Source organism: Streptomyces sp. NPDC002580, from assembly GCF_042889485.1.
Taxonomy (GTDB): domain Bacteria; phylum Actinomycetota; class Actinomycetes; order Streptomycetales; family Streptomycetaceae; genus Streptomyces.
The window spans coordinates 38496-58326 of record NZ_JBIAQZ010000021.1; the positions used below are offsets into that span (position 1 = coordinate 38496).

The 19831-nt window shown below is 69.0% G+C and carries 15 protein-coding genes and 3 pseudogenes; 11 read left to right on the forward strand and 7 right to left on the reverse strand.

The features are described 5' to 3' along the window. Positions 1–22: 22 nt before the first annotated feature. Positions 23–109, forward strand: a pseudogene (locus ACFYW7_RS37420) (IS5/IS1182 family transposase); the annotation flags it as partial. A gap of 261 nt (positions 110–370) precedes the next feature. On the opposite strand, the gene ACFYW7_RS37425 reads toward ACFYW7_RS37420, so the two are convergent. Then, entirely contained in the window at positions 371–1327 is a 957-nt protein-coding gene (locus ACFYW7_RS37425) for a GlxA family transcriptional regulator (protein ID WP_389510884.1), read from the reverse strand. An 82-nt stretch (positions 1328–1409) separates the two neighbouring features. Here ACFYW7_RS37425 and ACFYW7_RS37430 point away from each other — a divergent pair, with 82 nt between their 5' ends. The 3 genes from ACFYW7_RS37430 (at position 1410) to ACFYW7_RS37440 (ending at position 3980) form a co-directional block, all read left to right on the forward strand. After that, positions 1410–2003: an MBL fold metallo-hydrolase gene (locus ACFYW7_RS37430; protein WP_389510886.1), complete on the forward strand. Its 594-nt coding sequence runs from the start codon at positions 1410–1412 to the stop codon at positions 2001–2003. A 557-nt stretch (positions 2004–2560) separates the two neighbouring features. After that, a complete protein-coding gene (locus ACFYW7_RS37435; protein ID WP_389510888.1) occupies positions 2561–3211 on the forward strand; it encodes a hypothetical protein in 651 nt (216 codons plus the stop codon). A gap of 55 nt (positions 3212–3266) precedes the next feature. Then, the gene (locus ACFYW7_RS37440) at positions 3267–3980 is read left to right on the forward strand and encodes a DUF1775 domain-containing protein (RefSeq protein ID WP_389510890.1); all 714 of its coding nucleotides are present in this window, start codon (positions 3267–3269) and stop codon (positions 3978–3980) included. 159 nt (positions 3981–4139) lie between these two features. Here ACFYW7_RS37440 and ACFYW7_RS37445 read toward each other — a convergent pair whose 3' ends face one another. Further along, positions 4140–4499, reverse strand: a complete 360-nt coding sequence (locus tag ACFYW7_RS37445) for an ArsR/SmtB family transcription factor (protein ID WP_389510892.1) — start codon at positions 4497–4499, stop codon at positions 4140–4142. A gap of 135 nt (positions 4500–4634) precedes the next feature. Here ACFYW7_RS37445 and ACFYW7_RS37450 point away from each other — a divergent pair, with 135 nt between their 5' ends. Continuing rightward, positions 4635–5954, forward strand: coding sequence for an MFS transporter (locus ACFYW7_RS37450; RefSeq protein ID WP_389510894.1), 1320 nt, complete (start codon positions 4635–4637; stop codon positions 5952–5954). 556 nt (positions 5955–6510) lie between these two features. Here ACFYW7_RS37450 and ACFYW7_RS37455 read toward each other — a convergent pair. Continuing rightward, positions 6511–6909 (reverse strand): annotated as a pseudogene (locus ACFYW7_RS37455) (VOC family protein); the annotation flags it as partial. 695 nt (positions 6910–7604) lie between these two features. On the opposite strand from ACFYW7_RS37455, the gene ACFYW7_RS37460 reads away from it, so the two are divergent. Then, the gene (locus ACFYW7_RS37460) at positions 7605–8798 is read left to right on the forward strand and encodes a HEAT repeat domain-containing protein (RefSeq protein WP_389510896.1); all 1194 of its coding nucleotides are present in this window, start codon (positions 7605–7607) and stop codon (positions 8796–8798) included. A 448-nt stretch (positions 8799–9246) separates the two neighbouring features. Here the strand turns inward: ACFYW7_RS37460 and ACFYW7_RS37465 are convergent, their stop codons facing one another. Then, positions 9247–10164, reverse strand: coding sequence for an NADP-dependent oxidoreductase (locus ACFYW7_RS37465; RefSeq protein WP_389510898.1), 918 nt, complete (start codon positions 10162–10164; stop codon positions 9247–9249). A gap of 393 nt (positions 10165–10557) precedes the next feature. After that, positions 10558–10968, reverse strand: a complete 411-nt coding sequence (locus tag ACFYW7_RS37470) for a hypothetical protein (RefSeq protein WP_389510900.1) — start codon at positions 10966–10968, stop codon at positions 10558–10560. Between the two features lie 654 nt (positions 10969–11622). Here ACFYW7_RS37470 and ACFYW7_RS37475 point away from each other — a divergent pair. Both ACFYW7_RS37475 and ACFYW7_RS37480 read left to right on the forward strand, forming a co-directional pair. Continuing rightward, positions 11623–14610 carry a BTAD domain-containing putative transcriptional regulator gene (locus ACFYW7_RS37475; protein ID WP_389510902.1) on the forward strand — a complete coding sequence of 996 codons (2988 nt, stop codon included), beginning with the start codon at positions 11623–11625 and terminating at the stop codon, positions 14608–14610. Beyond that, positions 14607–14894 carry a DUF5959 family protein gene (locus ACFYW7_RS37480; RefSeq protein WP_389510904.1) on the forward strand — a complete coding sequence of 96 codons (288 nt, stop codon included), beginning with the start codon at positions 14607–14609 and terminating at the stop codon, positions 14892–14894. Before ACFYW7_RS37475 ends, ACFYW7_RS37480 begins: the two co-directional genes overlap by 4 nt. Before the next feature lie 262 nt (positions 14895–15156). Here ACFYW7_RS37480 and ACFYW7_RS37485 read toward each other — a convergent pair whose 3' ends face one another. Further along, on the reverse strand, positions 15157–15990 hold the full coding sequence (locus ACFYW7_RS37485; protein ID WP_389510907.1) for an alpha/beta fold hydrolase: 834 nt from the start codon (positions 15988–15990) through the stop codon (positions 15157–15159). Positions 15991–16161: 171 nt separating this feature from the next. Here ACFYW7_RS37485 and ACFYW7_RS37490 point away from each other — a divergent pair, with 171 nt between their 5' ends. The 3 genes and pseudogenes from ACFYW7_RS37490 to ACFYW7_RS37500 all read left to right on the forward strand — a co-directional run. Then, complete coding sequence (locus tag ACFYW7_RS37490; protein ID WP_389510913.1) at positions 16162–16605, forward strand: MarR family winged helix-turn-helix transcriptional regulator; 444 nt, start codon at positions 16162–16164, stop codon at positions 16603–16605. Between the two features lie 504 nt (positions 16606–17109). Beyond that, complete coding sequence (locus ACFYW7_RS37495) at positions 17110–17313, forward strand: cold-shock protein (protein WP_389510910.1); 204 nt, start codon at positions 17110–17112, stop codon at positions 17311–17313. 781 nt (positions 17314–18094) lie between these two features. Next, positions 18095–18265: pseudogene (locus ACFYW7_RS37500) on the forward strand (hypothetical protein); the annotation flags it as partial. A 670-nt stretch (positions 18266–18935) separates the two neighbouring features. Here the strand turns inward: ACFYW7_RS37500 and ACFYW7_RS37505 are convergent. Further along, the gene (locus tag ACFYW7_RS37505; RefSeq protein WP_389510915.1) at positions 18936–19562 is read right to left on the reverse strand and encodes a TetR/AcrR family transcriptional regulator; all 627 of its coding nucleotides are present in this window, start codon (positions 19560–19562) and stop codon (positions 18936–18938) included. Positions 19563–19831: the final 269 nt, after the last annotated feature.

Below are 19831 nucleotides of genomic sequence, written 5' to 3' on the forward strand. Positions count from 1 at the left end.
CCGTTCTCACGAATCGCGATGAACCCGGCATGGCGCCGAGTTGGGCACCTACCGATGGGTCGTGGAGCGAAGTCCTGGCTGGTTCTACGGCTTCCGACGCCTGTGGATCCTGTGCACTCGACTCCGGAGAAGCCCTGTTGGGACGTATCCGCCGACCCGGTGCCGTACGCAACCGACTTGGTCGATGTGGTGTCGCCCGTTCGTGGAACGTGGGTCCAGGTCACCCGGGCGTACCGGCCGTCGGCTTCCTGGCAAAGACAGTCTGCACGAACCGGGTCTGAGGGGGCATCGGCCTTCGCGACCTCCTTGGTCGCGCGGGGAGTGGATGAGCGACCCAGCGGCTGCTTCCCCGCCCGTCGGCCGCCGCTCACTACGGCTTGTTCGTGAAGGAGCGGCGGTAGGAGTGGGGCGGTACTCCCCGGCGGCGCACGAACTGTTCGCGCAGGACAGCCGCGCTGCCGTATCCGACACGGTGGGCGATCTCCTCGACCGGCAGGTCGGTCGTCTCCAGGAGTTCCTCGGCGCTGCTCAGCCGCAGGCTGCGCAGCCAGGCATGGGGGGTGGTGCCGGTCGCGGCGGTGAACCGGCGGGCGAAGGAGCGTTTGCTCATCACGGCGCGCCGGGCCAACTCTTCTACGGGAAGCGGTCTGTGGAGGTTCTCACGGGCCCACGCGAGTGCCTCGGTCAGACGCTCGTCACGACAGTCCTCGGGGGCGGGGGCTTTCAGATATTGTGCCTGCCCTCCGTCGCGGTGTGAGGGCAGTACCACGTCCCGGGCGACCGCGTTGGCCATCGCGGCCCCGTGCTCCCGTCGCAGCAGGTGCAGGCACAAGTCGAAGCCCGCGGCGGCTCCCGCGCCCGTGATGACGTGTCCTTCGTCGATGTAGAGGGCGTCGGGTTCGACGGTGACGTCCGGGTGGCGGCGGGCGAGCAGTTCGGCGAACCGCCAGTGGGTGGTGGCCCGTCGGCCGTTGAGCAGTCCGGCAGCGGCGAGCGCGAAGGTGCCGACACAGTGGGCGGACACCAGGGCGCCCCGCTCGTGTGCGTCGGTCAGTGCGGTGAGCACGGCTCGCGCGGGTGGTGTGCGGAATTCCGCCCAGGGAAGGGCGATCACGAGATCGGCGGAGGCGAGCCGGTCCAGACCGTGAGTGACGGTGAGCGGCACCCCCACGTCGGTGAGGACCGACCCCGGCTGGTCGGTGCACAGGGCGAGGTCGAATCCGGGCAGCGCCTCGCCGTGCGGACCGAAGACCTCGGCGACGATGCCGGCGGCGAGCAGGCCGACTCCCGGCGGGGCGTACGCGGCCACGGTCACGAAGGGATCCACATCCGCAGTGTGGCACGAATCCTGCGATCAGTGGCAGCTGTGCCACTCGTGAACTGATCGTCCTCTGCGCAGAATTGAGGGCATGACAGACGCACCGCTCGGCCGCAGCGCCGTGTACACGATCCTGACCACCGGCTACACGGGCTCCACCGGTCCCGGGGTCGCCGCCACCGTCTCCTACATAGCCGACGCGGGCAGGCATGTGATCTTCGACCCGGGCATGGTGGCGAGCCGAGACCGCATCCTGGCCCCGCTCGCGGAAGCGGGACTCGGCCCCGACGACATCACCGACGTCGTGCTCAGCCACCACCACCCCGACAACACCATGAACGTGGGCCTGTTCGGACGGGCCCGGGTGCACGACCACAAGGTGGAGTACCGGGGCGATCAGTGGAGCAACCGGGATGCGGAGGGCTACGAACTCACCCCGTCGCTACGCCTGATCCGTACTCCGGGCCACAGCCTCGAGGACATCACGCTGCTGGCCGGCACGGATTCCGGTGTGGTCGCCTTCGCCGGTGACCTGTGGTGGGACGCGAACGGTCCGGCGGACGACCCCGTAGCCCCCGACCGTGAGGTGTTGCGCGCCTCCCGGCTCCGCGTGCTGACCGCCGCGGACCTGATCGTGCCCGGCCACGGCGGCCCGTTCAAGGCCGACGACTCCACACCGCGCTGACGTCCTGTGCCGGGGGCCTGTCGGCAGAAGCGGGCGAGGGAGCCGCGGATCTCCTCGGTCACCGTGAAAGCGATCTTGTAGCCGTCGCGTGCTGAGTCGTGTGCGCGGACAGGCGGTGCGCACGCAGCTCCAGGGGAGGGGCATGGGCAGGCTAGGCGGATCCGGAGAGTGCTGCCACGGCCCGTCCCGGAGCGGTCCAGGGCGGGGTCGAGTCCGTCGTCGTGTGGTGCGGGCCAGCGGCCAGAGGGCCGCCGACGGCCGCCGGACCCACCGCACGTGCGGTGGTGCTTCCCGCGGCGCGGGTGAGTGGGTGATGAGCCGACATGTCCGGACCACGATGACGCATCGCGAGCGAACTATGTGTACGCGGCGCTCCAGCCACGAAGCGACTGGCCCGTCTCCATGGGCGGCCGAGGCGGAGAACGGTCAGGAACGTCATGCGTGCCGGCGTCAGGCGGGAGGTTTCCGGACGAGCCGCCTCTTTGGGGATCCGGCCTCCGGCTCTTTGGAGATCGGGGCTCCGGATTTCGCGGTCGATGCCCGATGATGGGCAGTCCATGACGAAGCTCCGTACGACGACGCACCACGCGCCGCTGCCCGTTCTGAGGGCGGTGGTGTTCGCTCTCGTCGGTACGGTGCTCGGGGCGAGCGCGCACCATCTGATCGCTGGTGGGGCGATGCCGTGGTGGCAGACCGCGTCGGCGGCGGTGGCGTTCTTCGGGGTCGGTCTGGTCGTCACGCGGCGCCCCCGCTCACTCGCCGCGGTGGTGGCGGTGTGCGGTGCCGCTCAGGCCGGGCTGCACCAGTTGCTCATGGCGGAGCATTCGGAGGGTCTGGCGCACAGGGCCATGGCCCCGCACATGCGTCACGCCATGGACGCTCACTCCGCCGGGCACGGCCAGGCGCACGACTCGCCGGCGATGACGGCTGTGCACGCGGTGGCCACCGTGCTCGTCGCCGTACTCCTGCACCGTGCGGACACTGTCTGCTGGTCCCTGGCGCGCGGTCTGACGACCGCCGTCGACGCGGCACGGGCCCGCATCGCCACAGCGTGCGTCCTGCTCACCGGACGCCACGAAGAGCCGCGGAACAGGCTTCCGAAAGTGGTCCGGGCCTGGCTGGATAGGCAGCCTCTCAGGGGCGCGTCGCTCGCGGACGTGGTGGTACGGAGGGGTCCTCCAGGGGCGGGACTCGCTCACGCCAACTGATTCCGCCAAGAAGGCCGTTGGGCCGCCCCGTGCCGCCCCCTGTCTGGAGACACCCATGTTCCGTGCCCTGAGCACGCACCACACTGCACGCCGCCTGGCCCTGACGACCGCTGTGACCGCCACCGCGGTCCTCTTCGCCGCAGGCTCGGCCTTCGCCCACGTGGAGGTCGAGTCCGACAAGGCCCAGGCCCTCGCCGAGAACGTCGAGGTCAGCTTCGACGCCGAGTCGGAGTCCGGCACGGCCGGCATCACCAAGATCCGCGTGGTCCTGCCCGAGGGCATCGCCTCGGCCGACGTCACCTACGGCGAAGGTCCCAAGGGCTGGAAGTTCACCGTCGCCGACGACGGCTACACCGTCGAGGGCCCCGCGGTGAAGGCCGGCGTCAACGCCGAGTACTCGATCGTGGTCAAGCAGCTCCCCGATGCGAAGGAGCTGGCCTTCAAGACGCTGCAGACCTACAGCGACGGGCGCATCGACCGTTGGATCGATCTGGGGGAGGACGCTGATGCCCCGGCGCCGGTCCTGAAGCTGAAGGCTGCCGCTGCCGGTGCGAAGCCGGTCAGCCCGTCCCCGAGCGAGACCACGGCCTCGCCGTCGCCCACTGCGGAGGAGACGGAGCCGACGGCCTCGCCGGCGGTCCAGGCCGAGAAGAAGAGCGACGACGGAGGCCTGTCGACGGGTGCCTGGGCCGGCATCGCTCTCGCGGTGGCCGTGGTGGCAGGCGGCGTAGTGATGCTCGTACGCCGTCGGGGCGGGGCTTCCGCATAGCTCCACGGTCCGGAACCGACGGTCCGGCCGATCCGACAGCACTCGTCGGGTCGGCCGGACCATCGCGTTGCGCGCCCTGGAGGCCTGTTCGACGGTGACACCGGGCCGGAGCTTTCAGGACGGCGCAGAAGGTCCCGTGATCTCAGGTCCCGTCCTTGGTCAGTCGTGCGGAGCCTCGCCGCTGATCCGGTGGTCGGCATGGCTGAGCGCTTCGACGACCAGCCGACGCAGATGCCCGTCGCGAAGGCTGTAGTAGACATGCCGGCCCTCACGCCGCGTGTCGACCAGGCCGGCGAGCCGCAGCTTCGCCAAGTGCTGGCTGACCGCCGTCCGTGAGGCCTTGCACCGATCCGTCAGAGAGCCGACGTCCGATTCGCCCTGCGCGATCAGCCACAGCAGGTGCAGCCGGGTGATGTCGGAGAGCATCGCGAACACCTCGGTCGCTTCCGCGAGGCGCGCGCTGTCCGGGGGACGCAGATGCACATCCGGCGCAGTTGGCAAGGAGTCGCGAGCAGGCATGCGGACAGCGTAGAGGCCGCGGCGATCCGGAGTCACGGCCGACAGCCCAATCTGGATAAGCCATGTGCGCACATGCGCACTCATGATTAGAGTGGAATCGGCCGTGCTCACCGTCTCCGGACGAGGGATCCACGCATGCTGTCCGTCCTGCGCAACCGCACCTACCGTCAGCTGTTCACCGCTCAGGTCGTCGCCCTGGTCGGCACCGGATTGGCCACGGTCGCGCTCGGTCTGCTCGCGTACGACATCGCGGGTGCCGACGCCGGTTCGGTTCTGGGCACCGCGCTGGCGATCAAGATGGGGGCGTACGTGGCGATCGCCCCGATGATCGGCGCGATGGCCGACCGGCTGCCGCGCCGCACGCTGTTGGCCGGAGCGGACCTGACCAGAGCCGCGGTGGCCCTCATACTGCCGTTCGTGGACCAGGTCTGGCAGGTCTACGTCCTGATCTTCCTGCTCCAGTCCGCTTCGGCCGCGTTCACCCCCACCTTCCAGGCCGTCATCCCCGACGTCCTGCCCGCCGAGCGCGACTACACCCAGGCGCTCTCGCTCTCCCGCCTCGCCTACGACCTGGAGAGCCTGTTCAGCCCGGCCCTCGCCGCCGCGCTGCTCTCTTTGATCAGCTACAACTGGCTGTTCCTGGGCACCGTGGCCGGTTTTCTGGCCTCGGCCGTCCTGGTGGTCGCCGGCGTTCTGCCCAAGCCGAGCGCCGCCCGGGAATCTCGCACGGGGACCAGGCACGCAAAGGCCACCGCGGGCACCCGGCTCTTCTTCACCACGCCACCGCTGCGTTCCCTGCTGGCGCTGAATCTCGCGGTGGCGGCGGCGAGCGCGACGGTCACCGTCAACAGCGTGGTGTACGTCCGTGACCATCTGGGGCTCGGGGTGGCCGACGTGTCGTTGGCTCTCGGGGCGTACGGCGGTGGCTCGATGCTGGTGGCTCTGCTGCTGCCGCGCGTGCTGGAGCGCGTCTCCGACCGGACGGTGATGCTGCGCGGCGCCCTGCTCCTGGCAGCCGTCTTCGCCGCACTGGGCGCTGTCACCGGAGCCGGCGGTGGCGGCTGGCGCTGGCCGACGCTGCTGGCCGTCTGGGCCGCTTTCGGTGCCGCCTGCTCCATGGTGCTGACGCCGACCGGCCGGCTGATCCGCCGCTCCGCCCCACCTGAGCAGCGGGCCTCGGCATTCGCCGCACAGTTCTCCCTGTCGCACAGTTGCTGGATGCTGACCTACCCGCTGGCCGGATGGCTCGGCGCGGCGGCAGGCCTGCAGTCGGCCGTGATCGTGCTGGGCCTGATCACCCTGGCGTCCGGAATGCTGGCGGTGCACCTGTGGCCGTCCCTTGCGTCCACCGAGCCGGAGTACACCGAACTGCACGCCGCCCGTACTCACCTGGCCGAAGCCAACGGTCGGCGATGCCCGGCAGCCGGCTGGACAGGACAGTCCGGGCCCGAATGACGGCTTGGACTCAACGGCAGGTCCCGGGGGAGGAGCGGGAACGCCGACAGCGCACACCGGGCGGGACCGTGGCAGCCGAAGCAGCCCTCGGCGTGGCGGTCCCGCTCGTCACGGAGGTGCTGACGGGCTCCCGGCGCGGGCGGGGCGGGCCCGCAGCTCTGGGTGCAGGAAGTCAGGAGCGTCGATGCGCACGCGATAGCCGGTGGCGGCCAGTACGTGTCCGGTCCGTTGGGTGCTGGTGCGACCCTGCCGGTCACACGTGGTGAGCAAGACGCCGTCCCCCTCGTCCGTGGCAGCGGTGATGCGCTGCCCCGGCAGCAAGGGCACGCCGTCGAGGCGCGGTTGAGCCACCACGAGCCGAAAGGGCCCGGCACCCGTCGTACCAGGCGCAGCCGGGGCCGCTCCGGGAGGCGCCGGAAGAGGCCGGCCTGGTGCACGACGGCGTGCAACGCCCAGGACCGGCCCAACGGCGTGCCAGGCTGCCAGTGCGGCGGAGGGGTAGGAGCGACGCCTGGGTCTCGTCGGCGTCAGCGACGACGAGGGCCCCTTCGGCGGCGTCGATGCCGCGCATCTCGAAGGAGATGTGATGCAGGGCGGTGTGCGCGCCCCGGGCGATCGCCATGGAGTGGTGCTGGCTGCTGATGCGCATGAAGTGCATGACCTCGCCCATGTGCGGCGAGGGCAGCGTGTCCGACGGCCGGAAGCCGAGGTGGCGCTCGTACCACTCGCGGGTCCGGTCCTGGTCGGGCGAGTTCAGCACCACGTGCGACAGCTTGACCGGGACGGACTCCTTCTCCTCGATCTTGCGGTGCCGGCGGGCCTCGACGTCTGCGGTGACCTCGATGGTGCGGCCGTCCACGTCGAAGAACCGGAAGCCGTAGCCGCCGCCGGGCGTGGTGACCGCTCCCGGCTGGGACAGCAACTGAACGCCTTGCCGCAGGAGTTGCCCGGCGAGGTGTCGGTCGACAGCTTCTCCGCGCTGCCCTTCATGGTCGCCGGAACGAACCGTATCGCCCTCGTCCAGAAGCGCTTCGCCGACCTCACATGCGACATGACGCCCGTCCGCGTCGTGCAGGCGCCCTACGAAACCGTCCCCCTTCAAGCTTCAAGAGGCCCTGTGGTGGCACCCCGTCCACACACACGACTCGACACACATCTGGCTCCGCGAAACAGCCCTCCGGGTCGCCGCCGATCTGAACGCCACACCGCGCCCATGACGCCGCCCGCCCGCACGAGGACTCCCATCCCGATCACAGAGGCGGCATCAACTCCATTACTCAAGAAGGCAGGTGAAAGCTCGTCAACTTTCACCCTGAAGCATCCTCAATTGTGCCGCGGTCAACCCGATGGATGTCCGTCATCAGCTGTGCCCGTCGCCGTCTGAAAGGAATTGTCGCGGGACGCGGCTGATTCCCCGGCGGGCGGCTGGCAGCGGCCTTCACCGGCCGTGCGCTTGCTGCCGATTCACCGAAGGAGCCAATGGACACTCTGCTCGCCAAGATGACGGCGGCTCGGAAGAATTCCTGATTCGCTGCGTCGCCGTCCGGTCTGTTTCGATGTCCAGGTTCGAATACCTTCACGAATGAGAGGTGGTGACTCGCCCTCGTCCCCGAGAGCGGGGTTGTCAGTGGGTGCCGGCAAGGTGCAGACATGACGGATGGACAGAGCGTTCGCACGATGCGGATCCTGAGCGGGTTGCCAAGGGCGGCCCGAGACCTGCTGTTGAAGACGGACTGGGGTTCCCTCGGACATGCTTATGGGCCCGCCGAGGACATACCCGCTTCTCTGTGCTCCCTCCTGGACGAGGATCCCGAAGTACGGGCCGCGGCGGTGGGCGCGCTGGACATGGCTGTGCTGCACCAGGGCTCGCTGTACACCGTCACAGCGCCCGCAGCGTTGTTCGTCGCCGCCATCCTCGACCACCCCATGGGCCTCGCCGAGCACGAGGGGTACCTGCCGTGGGACGACGGGCCGGCACGCAGCCTGCGGATCGACCTGCTCGCCTGGCTGGGGCAGATGGCCGAGTCAGCCGCCTACGGGGAGAACCCGGTGCGGGACCGGACGCACTGGCAGTGGGAACCCTGGCACGAGGAGACGTCACTCGAGCATGACCCGGACGAGCTCGCCGCACTCCAGGCCTGCCGGGACGTACGGCCCGCCATTGCCGACGCGGTCGAGCCGTTCCTCGCCTCTCCTGACCCCCGCGTCCGCGAGGCGGCGCTCGGCGCCGCGGTACCGCTGCTCTCCGCCCCAGGGCTCTCCGTCCGGGTGCCGCGGGCCGCCGCAGTGCTGCGGGACCGGCTGGGAGCCGTCGGAACCCTACGTGAACGAGCGAGCGTGGCGCGGGCACTCACCCTGTGGGGCATGGACACCTCCGACCTGCTCGTCGACCCCGAGCCGGCCGTGCGGGTCTGCGCCGCGCTCGGGCCCGCCCATGTTGATCGACCGCGCGCCCTCGCCGTCCTCCTCGAAGCGTTGCGGGACCCGCGAACGACGGACGGCTGGTTTCCCGAGCCGTTGCCCGGGTTGGACGGGTGGTTCCGGTTCACCGTGCTGCGTTCCGCGCTCGCCCTGGCCGAATCGTTCGAAGAAGTGGCACCGGTGGCCATCGCCGTCGTGACCACCGGTGGCACGTCCATGGTCGACCACGAATGCGGACCGATCCTGTACAGAGCCTTCTTCCCTGGCTACGACCCGACCCGCCCCCTCACCTTCGCGCAGCGCGACCTGCTCCAGGCCTTCGTGGACACCGACGAGTCGACGTCCGGCATCGCCGGAAACTGGTTGTGGTTCCGCGCGGCAGGCCTGCCCGAGGACCGGGTCGGCATCACCGCGTTGCTCTGAAAAATGCGAACCACGCGCACGGGCCGACTACCGCGGACAGTGGCATGACGAGGTGGGGATGTCGGGGAACTCGGCGGCCCAACCGCGCCTTGCCGTATCCGCCGCGATCCGTTCGCTGTCTGGGGACGATCACGGTCGATTCTGTCCCAACGGCATCTCTGAGCGCCAACGTCAGAAGAACGCCGTCTGACTGATCACCACCCCGATGTGCCCTACACCGAAGACGCCGGATGCCTCGACACCCTCCGCCTACCGAAAGAGACCCGCCCGATTGCTCGCCGAGCGCAGCAGGGAAGCCCGGACCGCAGACCGTCTCCGGACCGCCAACCGCGGCGTCCTGGCCGTAGGGCAGGCCTGCCTCGTCCGAATCCTGAACCGGGCACGCCGCGCCGCTGATGGACAGGAGAGCTTGCGCCCGCAGGCGGCCCTGGACGCCCTGGAAGGGCACTCAGGGACGAACGCGGATGATGGTCTTTCCCTTGCGCCGCTCGGTGGGGTTGAGGGCGGCGACGGCATCGTCGAGGGTCGAGATGTCACCGATGTTCGTCCGCAGCCGTCCGTCCCGCACCCGCTGCACGATCTCACCCAGCTCGGCACGATCGGCCTCGACAACGAAGTCCACCGCCAGGCCCTCGGCGGGTCGCGCCTCGACCGGGCCGACGATGGACACCAGCGTTCCTCCAGACTTGACCAGGGAAGCGGATCGCTTCTGAACGTCGCCACCAAGGACATCGAAGACCAGATCGACGTCACCGATGTCTTCCAGCGCGTCATTCTCGAGGTCGACGAACTCATGCGCACCGAAGCCGAGTGCCTTCTCACGGTCGGCGGCGCGCCCGGTGCCGATGACGTAAGCGCCGGCCTCACGTGCGAGCTGGGTCACCATCGTCCCGACTGCCCCGGCCGCACCATGGGCGAGGACACTCTGGCCGGACTGAAGGCGGCCGTGCTGGAACAGCCCCTGCCACGCGGTCAGACCTGAGATGGGCAGGGACGCGCCTACCGTGAAGTCGACGTCGCCGGGCAGCGGTGCGAGATTGCGCGCTTCGATCGCCACGTACTCCGCCAGAGTGCCGTCCCGGTGCCAGTCGGCGAGGCCGAACACTCGCTGCCCGACCGACAGCCCCGTCGTGCCGTAACCGAGGGCGGTGACCACTCCGGCCAGCTCGTGGCCGGGGATCGACGGTGTCTTGTCGCGACCGGCGCGATCGGTCCAGGTCGATGGCCACTCCAGCTCGGTCGGGACGAAGCCCGATGCGTGAATCTGAACGATGACGTCGTTGATCGATGCGGACGGCTCAGGCCGTTCCGTCAGCGCCATCCCGGCCGTTCCCGCGGCCTGGTCGTTTACCACGATCGCTTTCATGGGGATTATCTCCTCGCCACTTGTCTCTTTGGCGGAAATGCTGCGGGGACGGAAAGCCCATTCAGCGTCCCCTCGGCGGGCCGATAGAGCGCGGCCGGCCGATCTGGACAGCGCTGGCCGGACTGCTGTGCGCCCGCCGCCATGTGTCCGACCTTACGAGCGGAGCAGCCCAGGAGCGTGGTCCATTCCTATGATGAATCCTTGGGCCACTCTGGGGTTCGGCCTTCATGCCGAACCGTCTGGTCCGGCATCCGGAGACTCTGACTGACATGGACGGCCTGGGGGCCGACGACCGTGTGACCGTCGGCCCCAGCGCGCTCGGCCGGCCCGTCCGGCACCCGTAGTGGCCAGTGGTCCACCGCTCGTGACGATCACGTCGTGATCGTCAACGGCCTACCACCACGCGGTGCAGCGCGCGGTGTTGTCGCCGTTCGCCTGCACGCAGACCCGTGCCAGCGCGGGGGCGTTGTCCGGGATATAGGTGGACTCCAGGCTGTTCCACGAGTCGACCCAGATCCGGTTCTGCAGACCGTAGTAGTGGTTGGTGTTGCCCTCCGGCGCCCAGTCGATCCAGCCTGAACAAGTGGTGCTGCCATTGCTGTTGTTCACGTAGTTCCGGACCTGCCAGCCCCCGCCGCCCGAAACGTACTCCGTCATCAAGGTCCCCGAACAGTTCTTGCTCCAGACCGTGGACCGCGCGGTCTCGGCGGAGGCGACCCCGCTGCTGCCCAGCACCAGGGTGGCGACTCCGGCCAGAGTGCCGGCTCCGACAACGGCCCGGCGCGCGATGGTGCGTGCGTTCATGATCTGTTCCCTCCCTCGTGTGCGGCGTTCGCCGCACACGAGGGATCGTCCGGGACAGCGGCAACAGGCGGCCAACGGAGCACCAATCACCGCTCTTCCATCAGATCCAGAGCGCTGACTGCCCCTTTTCGCAAAGATATTGATCAGCCCCCAACGTTCGTCGCAGTCATGATCTACAGGCTGAGAGGGGAGAGGAACCGGGCCAAGTTCCTGGGCAGGCGGCCGCCGACGGCGTAGTCGGCCGGGCCAGGGCCGGGGGGCGGCGAAAGCGCGTGCAGAGTGAGGCAGTCGGACCGGCTGACAGCCGAGACGGCCGGAAATGGCGGACGGGCGACGCGGGCCGGGCCTGAGCGGACCGCTCGCTCACGTCGATGCCGCGGTCCGGCGGGGCGCCCACGAGCGATCAGCGCTGAACAGACTGCTTTGAGCGTCTGTGTGGAGTCCCCGGGCTGCTCCGAGGGAGCGTGCCGATCGGCAGTCGACACGGAAGGTTCGGACGGATGTTCCATGGAAATGGGCGTGGCCTCTTCGTCCGAACTGCCCTGCATGACGTACCACTTATGGGATCGGCCACTGATCGAGGTTCGCGTAAACCATGATCCACTCGAGTCCGGGGGTTACACACACATGCGATTTGGCCTGCTCGGCCCTCTTATGGCACATGACACCGCCGACTCTCCCTTTATCGGCAGTACCAATGTCAGGACCCTGCTCGCCGTCCTTCTCCTGCGGCGCGGTCAGGTGGTGACGCTGAACGAACTCAAGGCCGTCCTGTGGGGGACCGCCCAGCCCGCGACGGCCGCGAGCTCCCTGCACAATCACATCACGCGTCTGCGCAGAGCGCTCGGGCCAGAAGGCGGTGGGCGGCTCCGCTCTGTGCCGACCGGGTACGTCCTTGACGTCCATCAGGGCGAGCTCGACAGCGATCGGCATGAGGAACTGCTGAGCACGGCCCGTGCCGCCCGTATCAGCGAGGACTGGGAGACGATACGCCGGGCGTGTGCGACGGCGCTGGAGCTCTGGCGAGGGAGTCCGGTGGCGGACCTTCCAGGACTCGCGGACAGTCTGTGCTACGGCCCCCGCCTGAAAGTGTTCGACGAGGCCAGGCTCGTAGCGCTGGAATGGCGTTGCGAGGCAGAACTGCACCTGGGGAGGCACCACGGCCTGGCGGCCGAGCTGTACGCGCTCACCGAGCAGCATCCCCTGCGCGAGGGTTTCCATCGTCACTTGATGGTGGCCCTGCACCGCGCGGATCGCCAGGCGGAAGCCCTGGCAGTCTTTCACCGGCTCCGAAGCACCCTGGCTGACGAACTCGGCGTCGAGCCGGGCCGCGCCGTCCAGGATGCGCTGGCAGAAATCCTGCAGAGCCCGGGGGAGCCGCCGAAGACAACAGCGGCGCTCTACCGACCGGAGCCCGCACCAGAACCCCGGTCCGCCATCACGGTCGGAGGGACACCTGCGGCAGACGTCCCGGCCCAGCTTCCTCCCGCCCCCCGGTACTTCTCGGGCAGGCGAACGGAACTGGCTCGGCTGGACGCTCTGTTGGACGATGCTCGTCGGCACGCCGGCACAGGGCCGATCGTTCTTTCCGGCCCTGGAGGCGTGGGAAAGACTGCGCTTGCCGTGCACTGGGCGCACCGCGTTCGCGCGGACTTCCCGGACGGCCAGCTCCATCTGGACCTACGTGGTTTCGCGCCTGACGGATCCGCAGTGACGCCGCACGAGTCACTGCGCGGTCTCCTGGAAGGGCTCGGCGTGCAGCGCGCTCGCGTTCCCGCGTCGCAGGATGCCCGAACCGCCCTGTTCCGCACACTGACAGACGGACGCCGCCTGCTGGTCCTCCTCGACAACGCCCGGGACGCCGAGCACGTGAGGCCGCTGATTGCCGGGTCGGCGACCAGCCTGACCGTCGTGACCAGCAGGGACCAGCTCCTTGGCCTCGTCGCCGTGGAAGGCGCTCAACCGGTACCGCTCGACGTGCTGCCGCCCGACGAGGCGCGAGAACTTCTCATAGCCCGCATCGGTCACGCCCGCGCTGCAACCGACCCCCAGGCGGTGGACGAAGCGGTCGAACTGGCGGCCCGACTTCCACTCGCCCTGGCCGTCATCGGCGCCCAGGCGGCGGTCACACCCGCCTCGCCCCTGGACCAACTCGTCGCGCGCCTGCGCCGCGCCCACGGTCTGGACGCCTTCACCGGCAGTGACGCCCGCAGCGACGTACGCGCGGTGCTCTCGTGGTCGTACGAGACGCTGGACACGGACGTGGCCCGCCTCTTCCGGCTGCTCGCGGTCCACCCCGGGCCCGGTATCACCGCTCTCGCGGCCAGCAGCCTCTGCGGTGTCGCCCTTTCCCGGGCTGAAGCGATGCTGGCCGAGCTCGCCCGAGCCAACCTGGTCACGGAGAGCGCTGACGGCCGCTACGCGTTCCACGACCTCCTGCGCGTCTACGCTGAGGAACTGGGCAGACAGGTCGACTCCACCACGACCAGACGATTCGCTCTCAGACGGGTCACGGAGCACTACCTGCACACCGCACAGCGGGCCGCGCTCCTGATGGATCCCCAGCTCCGGCCCCTCGATCTGCCCCTGCCCGGAAGGGGCGTGCACCCCGAGCACCTCTCGGACATCAAAGAAGCTCGGGCTTGGTTCACCAGTGAACACACGGCCCTCCTGGCGACCGTCCGCCGAGCCCGTGCGGCTGGTCTCGACAAGACGTGCTGGCAGCTGGCCTACGCGCTCAAGACGTTCCTCTGCTGGGGCGGGCACTGGGAGGACTGGGTGGCGGCGCAGACCGTCGCGCTGGAGGCGGCGGAGCGAACGGGCGATACGACCGCCCAGGCCCAGGCCCACCGCAGTCTGGCGGCCGCTCTGGACTGGAACGTCCCGGGCACCGACGCGCAGACCCATCTTCGGCAGGCACTCCACCTGTTCACCGCCGAGAAGGACGTGCTGGGCCAGGCCGACGTCCACCTCGACCTTGCCGGCCGCTACGAACGCCAGGAGCGCCCTCAGGACGCGCTGCACCACAATGAGCGAGCTCGTGCTCTCTACCGATGCGTGGGCGACCGGGGCGGCGAAGCCAAGGCCCTCAACAACATGGGCTACTTCAAGGCCCTGTTCGGCGAGTACGAGGAGGCGCTCGCCCTGTGCGATGCCGCACGCCAGGTCTTCGAGGAACTGGGCGACCGACACAGTCTCGCCCTCACCTGGGACAGCCTGGGCGTGGTGCACCAGCAGACGGGTGACCTCACACGCGCGGCTCGATGTTTCCGCCGAGCGGCGGAGGGCTGCCGAGAGGTCGGTTCCCGGTACCACGAGGCTGACTCGCTCGACCGCCTCGGCGACGTCGAGCTGGCAGCCGGGCACATGCGAACCGCCCGGGACGCGTGGCAGCGCGCCTGGGATCTGCTGACCGAGCTCCAGCACGATGAAGCAGCGGCGGTCCGTCTCAAGCTGGAACGGTCAGCCAGACCGGCGTCCGATACGGCTTTCGATGCTTCGCCGACCTTCGGGGAGCCGTCTGCCCGTCTTGAAGCTCATACGCCGATGGGCCGAGATCGCGCCGCCAAGTCCCCGACTGTCAAGGATCGTTCTGAAGAGCGGCTTCGCCGACGGGCGGGCCGGTCTGCAGGTATCGCATGAGGATCCGGACGAAGGGGGAGTGTCGCCTCGATGCCCTTCAGGCCGAGGAGGGGGCCGACCGGCCGGCAGGTGGCCGGAGTGCCTGGGTGGACGTGGTTCCCGAGGACCCGGTGGAGGTGACTGTGCACGACTCGCCGTCGACGCAGATTGCGGTGCGTGTACCGATCGACGTTGCCTCGGGGTGGTCGGAGGGAAAACCAGCTGCGGTTGGATCGTGTCCGGGCGGCTATCTCAGCTTCTTCGTAGGGCTCGCAGGATGTGATGATCTTCGTGTGCCGGAGTGATCACGACGTCCGAGTCGCCTTGAACAGCACCGTTCACCAGGCAGCCCGTGGTGTTTTCGCAAGCTGGTGACTGCACTTCGTTGCGACGGAGCGGACGCGGTCCGGCGAGGTCAGCCCGCGATGCTCGGGCCTCAATGGCGCACTGCTCTCCGCCGGGTCCACCGTCGGCGCACTGGTCGGAAAGCACGCCTTCACGCCGACCGACCAGGACACACCGTGATATGCGAGAACGCATCACCGTCCGTGGCTTCGTAGGACGGCCCTACCTCGGCCGGGCGGGAGTGCTCACGGCACCGGCGTGTGCGTCGATGTGCGCGTCCAGCGCGGCGAATGTCGCTTCGGGGCGCTCGATGTGCGGCAGATGGCCGGCCTCGGCGATCGGCTCGTAGTGCCCTCGGGCGAACGCCCCCGCGTAGGCCCGCCCGTACGCGGGCGTGACGATGCGGTCACTCTCACCCCACACCACGAGGGCCGGGATCCGCACCCGTGCGAGCCGGTTCAGGAGCTTCGGGTCGTGCATGTACGGGTCGCCGGCCAGGAGACGGAGAGTGGCCATGTTGGCCTGCTGGACCGCGATCCGCTCCTCGGTGAGGGTGGCAGGGTCCACCGCGAAACGGGCCGGATCATGGAACGAGTGCGCGGCGATCTCGTCCGGCCGAAGCCCGAAGATCTCGCGGACCGGCTCTCCCGGGACGGAAACGCCCGCGGCGTTGAGCAGGACCAGGGAGCTGATCACGGCGCCGTCGTCGCGGAAGGCCATCTCGGCCGCGGTCCAGCCGCCGAGCGACGAGCCGACGACGAGGACGTCGCGGTGGCCCTCGTCCCTGAGCCAGTGCAAATAGGCGATCGCCAGGTCGTCGACGCCGGTGAACCAGTCGGGGCGCTCGGTCCCGTTCCAGCCCGGGTGGGTGGGAACGACGCATCGCATGCCGTGCCGGCCGGCCAGATGCGCGGCGACGCCCTGGACGGTGGCGGGCCCGCCACCGCCGTGCAGGACGAGTGCGAGGCGGCCGTCGGCGGAGCCGGTCTCGGTGAGGGTGAGGGGAAGGTCGGGGCGTGGGTGGACGGTACGGGTTCGCGTCTCGGTGTCGGTCATGTACCTCACGGTATCTACGCATGCATATATACGCAACCTTACATTCTGGACTAGGATGCGACTATGACCGCGAACCACGAGGAACCCAGGGTCCGAGACGCGGGCGACAAGGCCGGGAGCAGGACGTCTGCCGACACCGGCGCCGCGTCCGACCTCGCCGCGCCGCCCACCGTGGAACCGGGCCCGTCCGCCGTTCCTGTCGATCTCGAAGAACTGGGGCGTGCCGTTAAGGAAGCGCAGTACCGGCACCATCGCGCGCTCGACGCCCACCTCTCGGCGGTCGGCACGACGCTGGCGCAGTGGGACGCGCTGCGGGCCATCGCCCGTACGCCCGGAGCGTCCGCACACGAACTGGCGGTCGCCACCTTCCAGGGCGACCAGTCCTTCGGCACACTGGCCTCCCGGCTCGCGGCCCAGCACCTCATCGAGCGCCGTCCCGGTCGCGGCCGGCGCATCGAGCACCACCTGACGGAGACCGGCGAGCACGTCTTGAGGGCGGGGCGCACCGTCACACGCGATGTCCTCGCCGCATCCTTCGACCCGCTGGACGAAAGCGAACGGGCCACTCTGCTGGGGCTGTTGCGCCGTATTGGCGTTCCGCGTGAGGGTCTCTAGTGTCCTGCGCCAGTAGTTGCTCGTCAGTAGTGGTGTGACTTCTGCTGCTGGTGCGTCAGTTCCCCGTCGGGGGCCCAAGTCGGAGCCGTGGCTGCTGTCCGATGACGAGCGGGCGGTGTTGGAGCGGTGGACACGTCGGGCGGCATCGGCCCAGGCTCTGGCCCTGCGGGCCCGGATCGTGCTGGCGTGTTCGGGGCCGGAGGCGGGACCGTAAGACGTTCGGTGTGACTCCCGATCTGGGCCGGCCGGCTCCTGGGCGCCCCGGTAACCGGACCGTCCGGGCTGCCTGACACTTGATCCACCGCTCGTCAACGGCACCCCACCCACGAGCGGCCGTCACCCGATCGGGCTCGACGTCCCGGCAGTCGCTGCTCCCGATAGGGCCCGGGTCGGGTGAACTGTGCGGCAGGTGGGGTAGAAAAGACTCTGTGGGTTGGCCGGTGACGGGCGACCCCTTCTCATGTACCAGCCGGGGTCTCCTCGGCGATATCGAAGGACAGCAGCATGGCCAGCGGCACCGTGAAGTGGTTCAACGCCGAAAAGGGCTTCGGTTTCATCGAGCAGGACGGTGGCGGACCGGACGTCTTCGCCCACTACTCGAACATCGCCGGCAACGGCTTCCGGGAACTGGCCGAGGGCGAGAAGGTCACCTTCGACGTCGGCCAGGGCCAGAAGGGCCCCCAGGCGGAGAACATCGTCCGCCACTGACCGAAGCAGCTCAAGCAAACGACGGGGCCCGGCGGCATGCCGGGCCCCGTCGTTCCTGCAGGTGTTGTGCGGCCGCCGTGCCAAGAGACGCAGGTGGCGGCCACTTCTGACAGGGCGGAGATGCTGCCCCGCCCTGTACGGCCGCGCTCCAGCGGCTCCGCCGAGCCTGCCCTGTCCGAGTCACCACCGAGGAGAAGCCCGATGGCATCTCCCCAGTTGGTCACCGGAGCCACGATCTGGACCTGCCCGCCGGAGTGCACTTCGTGTACGGACATTCTCTGATCGCGTAGTACCTGGATCGCGTAGTACCTGCTCATAGACGGTGCCGGGCAACCCGATGCGCTCCCGCTCCTCGCCCACGACGGCGTTGCTCAGACGCGTTGCCGGTGGCTGTGTACTGGTTGACTTCCGCCTCCAGGGCGGCGGCGAGCACCCTCGCGGACGATCCCGTCGATCAGGGAGCACGGGCATACCTTCCCTTCTGTGCCTTGCCAGGTCTCTGCGGGTGCCCCGTCCGGGCCGACCCGGCAACCTCCGCCGGGCTGGCTCAGGGCCGATCCGCACGCGTTTGTTGCCAGGCGGTCGAGTGGCCGATTCTCAGGCGGCCTGGGCCGGGAGTTGCCGTAGTGGGCGGCTGCCCTGACCGCTACGGCGTTCCCGAGCGCGCCCACGGCAACCACCCCGGTCGCCCCTCACCTGTCCGAAATCGTCAGCCTCACCGGGAACCCTCTTCTACCGTTTCGCCACCTCGGCGTGGGGTCAGGGCTTCTCCGGCGAGGCGGCGATCGTAGTCACCGACCGGGTATCGCGCCACGTTGCCGATCTCCCGCTGATCGCCCGGGTCCGGCCGGTCAGCGCTGCCTCGCAGCGCGTGGTGGTACGTGCCGGCCTGATGCGGGCAGAACATCTCGACGGCCCGGATACGACGGCTTCGACTGGATCTATGCAGTGAAACTGCCTGGTTGAGCGCACGCGGAGAGTGTGGTCCCTCGTCGACGGCCGTTTCAACGTTCCGAGCTGAGCCGCGAGGTAGGCCGTCATCCGATTCACCACGAGCGGTGCCCGGCTGGGACGGGAAGCGTTAGCCGGCCGCTGCCTGCCGACCGGCTCACGAAGGCCTGCGCCGACGATTCGGTCCGTGGGCGCCGTCGCGTCCTGGCCGCTTTCGACCACTGACTCGCGACAGGCTGAAGCTCGCCGTTCCGGACGTTGCGCGCCCGGTGCACGTGCACCGTAGCTAATCCGCCGGCACGGCGATCTCCACGCCGCCGTACTGGCCCGCGCTGTGCAACCGTCGGCAGGCCCCACGGGTCCCGAGGCCAGTCGCCGCTTCCTCCTGGCCGACCTCGCCGACGCACGCGCCAGGTCCAGCGGATCCTCGAACTCGAACAACGGCCGTCCCATGTCCTCGGTCAGGAGGCCTGGCAGATTGCTGGGCTCGGAGCCTTCCCGACGCGGACGCCCTCGAGGAGGAGATGATTCTCCTCGAGCAGCAGGTTGCGGAGCTCAACTCGCGGCTTGGCGGACGCGACAAGGATCTGGCAGCACTCGGGCGCTGACCGTGAGCTGATGTCTCGGCTCAACAGCACCTCAGCCGGTGCCGGTGAGGCCGAGAGGGGAAGTCACCGAGTCGTGGGCGCGGTCTGGCTGCTGTCGAAGATCCTGTCGAGGTGGTAGTGGAGTGCCGCGGTGGCAGACTCCGGCGTGCGCTGTCCGACGAGGATGCTGGTACCCAGGGTTGCTGTCATGGCGAGCAGGCTGATCGCCTCCGTGCGAGCGTCGACTCCGGCATCGGCTTGGCCCGTGTCCTGCGCCTGTTGGATCAGCTGAGCAACAACGTTCTCGGCGGCGTCAGGGTTGTCGATGAACGGCTGGGCGGCGAGGGCCTCGTCGGTCACGGACAGGATCGAGTAGGAGCTGTAGAGAAGGTGGAAGGTCCGGCTCTCCTCGTCGGTTGGCAGCGAGGCCAGCAGCAGTGCCTCGATGGTCGCGCGAGGGCCCGGGTTCTGGCCGGCAGCGGCTAGGCGGGCGCCGACGCGCGCGGTGAAGCGGTCGGTCAGGTGTTGGAGGCCGTGGAAAAGCAGCTTCTCCTTGGTCTGGAAGTAGTACTGCACCAGGCGCAGTGAGACACCCGCCTCGGCGGCGACGTCGCGCATGCCGACCGCGTGCAGGCCCTGTCGCCCTGCGACCTGGATGAGTGCTTCAGCGATCTGGGTGCGGCGTTCATCGTGGTCCACGCGCTTGGGCATCCGTAGTGTCTCCGGCCGTGGTGGGGGTTGGTGGGTCGCCTGTCCGCCGTCCGGTGCGACTTGAGGCACCTTTTCATGGTACCGCCGTATCACCAACATGATACGGTCGTATCATAAAGAGCGGATCTCACGGAGGTACTCCATGCCCGAGAACAGGCCCCGAACGCGCCGCGACCTAGGCCGTTTCGTTTGGATCATCGTGCGGACCAGAGGAAGATGCCGGCGATGTGGAGTCCGGCCAGGTAGATGGTCGCTGTCTTCTCGTAGCG